The sequence below is a fragment of the Kitasatospora sp. NPDC056327 genome, assembly GCF_042261735.1.
In the GTDB taxonomy this organism is placed as follows: Bacteria; Actinomycetota; Actinomycetes; order Streptomycetales; family Streptomycetaceae; genus Kitasatospora.
Genome location: NZ_JBHJRC010000387.1, coordinates 1 through 6,803, shown reverse-complemented (window position 1 = coordinate 6,803; position 6,803 = coordinate 1). Strand labels below are relative to the sequence as shown.

Here is a 6,803-nt window from a genome sequence, read left to right as displayed (position 1 = left end):
GCCGTACGGCGTCCGGGCCCGCCGTCTTCCCCGCCGTTCCGGCCCGGGAACCGGTCCGGCCGCGAACCCTGCGCTCACAGCGAACAGTTCTGCGTGAGGGATTCTGCGGCCCGGCCTGCGCGTTAGGGTCCTTGGACAGCGACAATCACGACGTGATACCCGGAAGCTGTGCGACATCGTGACGGCCGTGGAGCGACCGTCCAAATCGACTGAGCAGGTGGCTAAGTGACGTACCCGCAGATGCAGATGCCCGGCCCGATGGCGCCGCACGCCGCCTCTGGTGACGTGCTGGGCGGCCTCGGCGACCAGGTCTACAACCGGCTGCTCAACGAGCGGATCATCTTCCTCGGCCAGCAGGTCGACGACGACATCGCGAACAAGATCACCGCGCAGCTGCTGCTGCTGGCCGCGGACCCGGACAAGGACATCTTCCTCTACATCAACTCCCCGGGCGGCTCGATCTCGGCCGGCATGGCGATCTACGACACCATGCAGTACATCAAGAACGACGTCGTCACGATCGCGATGGGCATGGCGGCCTCGATGGGCCAGTTCCTCCTGACCGCCGGTGCCAAGGGCAAGCGCTTCTCGCTCCCGAACGCCAACATCCTCATGCACCAGCCCTCCGCCGGTCTGGGCGGTTCGGCCACCGACATCCGCATCCAGGCCGAGCAGCTGCTGCGCACCAAGAAGCGGATGTCCGAGCTGATCGCCTTCCACAGCGGCCAGTCCTTCGAGCAGATCACCCGGGACTCCGACCGTGACCGCTGGTTCACCCCGGAGGAGGCCCTGGAGTACGGCCTGATCGACGCGATCATGCACAGTGCCGCGGACGTCCCCGGCGGCGGCGGCACCGGCGCCTGAGCCTCGGCCCGGCCCACGAGACCACAGCCACAACGCTCCGGAGGACCAGAACACCCATGAACATCCCCAGCCTGTCGGCCGCCAAGGCCCGCGTCGAGGACATGCGCGCCGAGGGACGCTACATCGTCCCGCGCTTCGTCGAGCGCACCTCGCAGGGCATCCGCGAGTACGACCCGTACGCCAAGCTGTTCGAGGAGCGCATCATCTTCCTCGGCTCCCAGGTGGACGACGTGTCGGCCAACGACATCATGGCGCAGCTGCTGTGCCTGGAGTCGATGGACCCGGACCGCGAGATCCAGATGTACATCAACTCGCCGGGCGGCTCGTTCACGGCCCTGACGGCCATCTACGACACCATGCAGTACGTCAAGCCCGACATCACCACCGTCTGCATGGGCCAGGCGGCCTCGGCGGCGGCCGTGCTGCTGGCGGCCGGCACCCCCGGCAAGCGGATGGCGCTGCCGAACGCCCGCATCCTGATCCACCAGCCCTACACCGAGACCGGCCGCGGCCAGGTCTCCGACCTGGAGATCCAGGCCAAGGAGATCTTCCGGATGCGCGAGCAGCTGGAGGAGATGCTGTCCAAGCACTCCAGCAAGTCGGTCGAGCAGGTCCGCGAGGACATCGAGCGCGACAAGATCCTCACGGCCGAGGAGGCCGTCGAGTACGGTCTGGTCGACCTGGTCATCTCGACCCGCAAGGCCTCGCTGACCTCCTGAGGCCGGCCTTCCCCCTCCCGGGTCCGCAGGCGGGCCGGGGAGGGGGCCGTCCGCGGGGCGCGCGACCGGCTCGCGCGGCCCGCCCGCGGCACCCCGGCGACACCTCCGACGGCATCTGTTCGGTATCAATTCGCCCAGGGCGTAGGGCAGACCCGGCGAAGAGGGCGGAATCGGCGGCTCGGCAGAGTACCGTCGGATAGCGAGACCGATCGCCGTCGGCGTCGACGGTCCACAGCACCAGGCCCCGGAACTCCCGCGGGGCCCCTGGCGAAGGGGAAGCACCTCGTGGCACGCATCGGAGACGGTGGCGACCTGCTCAAGTGCTCGTTCTGCGGCAAGTCGCAGAAGCAGGTGAAGAAGCTGATCGCCGGCCCAGGCGTGTACATCTGCGACGAGTGCATCGACCTGTGCAACGAGATCATCGAGGAGGAGCTCGCCGAGACCTCCGAGGTGCGCTTCGAGGAGCTCCCGAAGCCCCGCGAGATCTACGAGTTCCTGGACCAGTACGTGGTCGGCCAGGACCTCGCCAAGAAGGCGCTGTCGGTGGCCGTCTACAACCACTACAAGCGGGTCCAGGCGGGTGAGGCCGGCCGCAGCGGCGGCAACGGCCGCGAGGACGCCATCGAGCTGGCGAAGTCCAACATCCTGCTGCTGGGCCCGACCGGCTCCGGCAAGACCCTGCTGGCGCAGACCCTGGCCCGGATGCTGAACGTGCCGTTCGCGATCGCGGACGCCACCGCGCTCACCGAGGCCGGGTACGTCGGCGAGGACGTCGAGAACATCCTGCTCAAGCTGATCCAGGCGGCCGACTACGACGTCAAGAAGGCCGAGACCGGGATCATCTACATCGACGAGATCGACAAGGTCGCGCGCAAGAGCGAGAACCCGTCGATCACCCGGGACGTCTCCGGCGAGGGCGTGCAGCAGGCGCTGCTGAAGATCCTGGAGGGCACCACCGCCTCGGTGCCGCCGCAGGGCGGGCGCAAGCACCCGCACCAGGAGTTCATCCAGATCGACACCACCAACGTGCTGTTCATCGTCGGCGGCGCCTTCGCCGGCCTGGAGCGGATCATCGAGGGCCGGGCGGGTGCCAAGGGCATCGGCTTCGGCGCGAACATCCGCTCCAAGCGGGAGCTGGACGCCAGCGACCACTTCCGTCAGGTGATGCCGGAGGACCTGGTCAAGTTCGGCATGATCCCCGAGTTCATCGGCCGTCTGCCGGTGATCACCAGCGTCCACAACCTGGACCGCGAGGCGCTCCTGCAGATCCTCACCGAGCCGAAGAACGCGCTGGTGAAGCAGTACCGCAAGCTCTTCGAACTGGACGGCGTGGAGCTGGAGTTCTCCCGGGACGCGCTGGAGGCGATCGCCGACCAGGCGATCCTGCGGGGCACCGGCGCCCGCGGTCTGCGGGCCATCATGGAGGAGGTGCTGATGTCCGTGATGTACGAGGTGCCCTCGCGCCAGGACGTCGCCCGCGTGGTGGTGACCGGGGACGTCGTCTCCAAGCACGCGATCCCGACCCTGGTGCCGCGCGACATGATCAAGCGGGAGCGGCGCGACAAGAGCGCCTGACCCGTCCGGGTGCCGACGGGCCCCGGCACCGCCTCCACGGGGCGGCGCCGGGGCCCTTTCGCGGTCCGGGCGGCGGCCCTCCCCGGGGAGGGGGGTACGGCCCCGCCGACCGGGCCGGGCGCCCCGGAGTGAAAGGCGTTCGTGTCCGGGTTCCCGCGTTACGTAAACTGTCCGTCGTGACCGACACCACGAACCAGCGCCCCGTGAGCACACACGCCGGGGACGAAGCAGCCACCCTCCCGACGACCTTCGCCCCGGCGGACGTAGAGGGCGAGCTGTACGAGCGCTGGGTAGAGCGCGGTTACTTCACCGCCGACGCCAAGAGCGACAAGCCCCCGTACACCATCGTCATCCCGCCGCCGAACGTCACCGGTGCGCTGCACCTGGGCCACGCCTTCCAGCACACGCTGATGGACGCGCTGACCCGCCGCAAGCGCATGCAGGGCTTCGAGGCGCTCTGGCTGCCCGGCATGGACCACGCCGGCATCGCCACCCAGAACAAGGTGGAGCAGCAGCTGGCGGAGGACGGCCTCTCCCGTCACGACCTGGGCCGGGAGGCCTTCGTCGAGAAGGTCTGGGAGTGGAAGGAGAACTACGGGGGCCGGATCCTCGGCCAGATGCGCCGTCTCGGTGACGGCGTGGACTGGTCGCGCGAGCGGTTCACGATGGACGAGGGGCTGTCGCAGGCGGTCCAGACCATCTTCAAGCGGCTCTTCGACGACGGCCTGATCTACCGGGCCGAGCGGATCATCAACTGGTGTCCGCGCTGTCTGACCGCGCTGTCCGACATCGAGGTGGAGCACGAGGAGGTCCCCGGCGAGCTGGTCTCGATCCGCTACGGGGACGGTGACGACTCGATCGTCGTCGCGACCACCCGGGCCGAGACGATGCTGGGCGACACCGCGGTGGCCGTCCACCCGGACGACGAGCGGTACCGGCACCTGGTCGGGCGGACCATCAAGCTTCCGCTGACCGACCGGGAGATCCCGGTCGTCGCGGACGAGCACGTCGACCCGGAGTTCGGCACCGGCGCCGTCAAGGTGACCCCGGCGCACGACCCGAACGACTTCGCCATCGGCCAGCGTCACGACCTGCCGAACCTGAGCATCATGGACGAGCGCGGCGCGATCACCGTGCACGGCCCGTTCCTCGGCCTGGACCGGCTGGAGGCGCGTTCGGCGGTCGTCGGCGCGCTGCGCGAGCAGGGCCGGATCGTCGCCGAGAAGCGCCCGTACATGCACGCCGTCGGCCACTGCTCGCGCTGCCACACGGTGGTCGAGCCGCGGCTGTCGCTGCAGTGGTGGGTCAAGGTCGAGCCGCTGGCCCGGGCGGCCGGCGACGCGGTCCGCGACGGCAAGGTGGAGATCCACCCGAAGGAGCTGGAGCGCCGCTACTTCGACTGGGTCGACAACATGTACGACTGGTGCATCTCGCGCCAGCTGTGGTGGGGTCACCGGATCCCGGTCTGGTACGGCCCGGACGGCGAGGTCGTCTGCGTCGGCCCCGACGAGCAGCCGCCGTCGGGCGAGGGATGGCACCAGGACCCGGACGTCCTGGACACCTGGTTCTCCTCCGGCCTGTGGCCGTTCTCCACGCTGGGCTGGCCGGAGAAGACCGCCGACCTGGAGAAGTTCTACCCGACGGACGTGCTGGTCACGGGCCACGACATCATCTTCTTCTGGGTCGCCCGGATGATGATGTTCGGCCTGTACGCGATGGACGGCCAGGCGCCGTTCCGCACGGTCGCGCTGACGGGTCTGGTCCGCGACGAGTTCGGCAAGAAGATGTCGAAGTCCTCCGGCACCGCCGTCGACCCGCTGGACTGGATGGACGCCTACGGCGCCGACGCCGTCCGCTTCACCCTGGCACGCGGCGCCAACCCGGGTGCCGACGTGCCGATCGGCGAGGACTGGGTCAAGGGCTCGCGGAACTTCTGCAACAAGATCTGGAACGCCACCCGGTTCGCGCTGATGAACGGTGCGACCGTGGAGGGTCCGCTGCCCGCGCCGGAGCAGCTGACCGCGGTGGACCGCTGGATCCTGTCGCGGCTGAACGCGACCGTGGCCGAGGTCGACGCGCTGTACGACGACTACGAGTTCGCCAAGGCCTCGGACGCGCTGTACCACTTCGCCTGGGACGAGGTGTTCGACTGGTACGTCGAGCTCTCCAAGACCACCCTGGCCAAGGGCGGCGCGCCGGCCGAGGCCTCCCGCCGGGTGCTGGGCGAGGTCCTGGACGTCACCCTGCGGCTGCTGCACCCGGTGGTGCCGTTCGTCACCGAGGCGCTGTGGACGACGCTGACCGGCGCCGAGTCGGTGGTCGTCGCCGCGTGGCCGCAGGACAGTGGCTTCCGGGACGCCGCGGCCGAGGCGGAGGTCGCCACGCTGCAGCAGGTGGTCACCGAGGTCCGCCGGTTCCGTTCGGACCAGGGCCTGCAGCCGGCCCAGAAGGTGCCGGCGCGGCTGGAGCTGGACGGCACCGTGCTGGCCGTCCACGAGGACGCGATCCGCTCGCTGCTGCGGCTGACGGCGCCGGAGGAGGGTTTCGCGGCCACAGCCTCGCTGCCGGTGGCGGGTGCCACCGTCGCGCTGGACCTGTCCGGCACGATCGACGTCGCGGCGGAGCGCAAGCGCCTCGCCAAGGACCTCGCGGCGGCCGAGAAGGAGAAGGCGCAGTGCGGCGCCAAGCTCGGCAACGAGGCGTTCCTCGCCAAGGCGCCGGACGACGTGGTCGCCAAGATCCGGGGCCGTCAGGACGCCGCCGAGGCCGACATCGCGCGGATCACCGCCCAGCTCGCGGCGCTGCCGCAGGGCTGACGCGTCGGCGGCCCCGCCCGGGCCGCCGACCGGTTCCACCGGAGCCGCACCCCGTTGACGCGGGGTGCGGCTCCTCCGTTTTTCGGGAGGTCGGGTAATCGTGCGTCCCAATAGCCCAATCCCGTTGCTCCCTTCCGGCGAATATTCATCCCGGACCGGGTGAGGTCCTATTCCGCCCGAATTCATTCAGGTCTTGCCCGCGCGGGTTCGCGGAAGTTTGCAGGTGGGCTGTGTACGGTGTGCTTCGAGTTCCGGACGGCGAGGAGCGACGGGAGGGCATGGGCGTGGTGGTGACCGAGGAGTTGGTGGACGAACTGCCTGCCGAGGCGGTCGAGGAGGCCAAGGGGCGGGCGGCGACGCTGCTGCTGGCCTTCCGGCACGGCAACCAGCTCGCGTTCGACCACGCGCTGGACCGGCTGCTGGAGGAGCACGTCGAGCGCGAGGTGACCACCCTGCTCGCCTGGATCGCCGCCGAGGCGGTCCGCAAGGCCTACGCGCCCGAGGTCGGCGACCGGGTGCTGCGGGCGATGGCCCGGCGCGCCCCGGGCGACACCGGCGGCGTGCACGTCGACGAGGACGGCGCGGACGCGGCCCGGCTGATCGAGGCGGTCGCGGCCGGCGAGGTGGCCGAGGTCCGCGGCCTGGTCGCCGCCACCCCCGACACGACCTTCCTGCTCGGCGGGCTGCTCCAGGGCGTGGCGATGATGCTGCCGCTGCTGCCGGAGGGCGAGCTGGCCGAGATCACCGCCGAGCTGCGCCGCCGGCACGGCGCGGCGCCGGTGAGCGTGCCGGAGGCCCGGGCGGGGGTCTGACGGACCCCGCCCGGGCC

General features: G+C 70.2%; 5 protein-coding genes. All 5 read left to right on the top strand.

All coding sequences use genetic code 11. From position 1 onward, the window contains the following. Positions 1-246 precede the first annotated feature (246 nt). Positions 247-864, top strand: coding sequence for an ATP-dependent Clp protease proteolytic subunit (locus ACFCX4_RS33500; RefSeq protein ID WP_376150768.1), 618 nt, complete (start codon positions 247-249; stop codon positions 862-864). A 56-nt stretch (positions 865-920) separates the two neighbouring features. Further along, entirely contained in the window at positions 921-1,583 is a 663-nt protein-coding gene (locus ACFCX4_RS33495; RefSeq protein WP_376150766.1) for an ATP-dependent Clp protease proteolytic subunit, read from the top strand. Between the two features lie 285 nt (positions 1,584-1,868). After that, the gene (clpX, locus tag ACFCX4_RS33490; protein ID WP_350569305.1) at positions 1,869-3,158 is read left to right on the top strand and encodes an ATP-dependent Clp protease ATP-binding subunit ClpX; all 1,290 of its coding nucleotides are present in this window, start codon (positions 1,869-1,871) and stop codon (positions 3,156-3,158) included. Positions 3,159-3,334: 176 nt separating this feature from the next. Next, complete coding sequence (locus ACFCX4_RS33485; RefSeq protein ID WP_376150764.1) at positions 3,335-5,974, top strand: valine--tRNA ligase; 2,640 nt, start codon at positions 3,335-3,337, stop codon at positions 5,972-5,974. Between the two features lie 239 nt (positions 5,975-6,213). Then, on the top strand, positions 6,214-6,786 hold the full coding sequence (locus ACFCX4_RS33480) for a hypothetical protein (protein ID WP_376150762.1): 573 nt from the start codon (positions 6,214-6,216) through the stop codon (positions 6,784-6,786). Positions 6,787-6,803 lie beyond the last annotated feature (17 nt).

Bases quoted from the DNA above. Each gene is read 5' to 3' on its own strand.
- ACFCX4_RS33500 (WP_376150768.1), top strand. From the start codon at position 247: ATGCCCGGCCCGATGGCGCCGCACGCCGCCTCTGGTGACGTGCTGGGC.
- ACFCX4_RS33495 (WP_376150766.1), top strand. From the start codon at position 921: ATGAACATCCCCAGCCTGTCGGCCGCCAAGGCCCGCGTCGAGGACATG.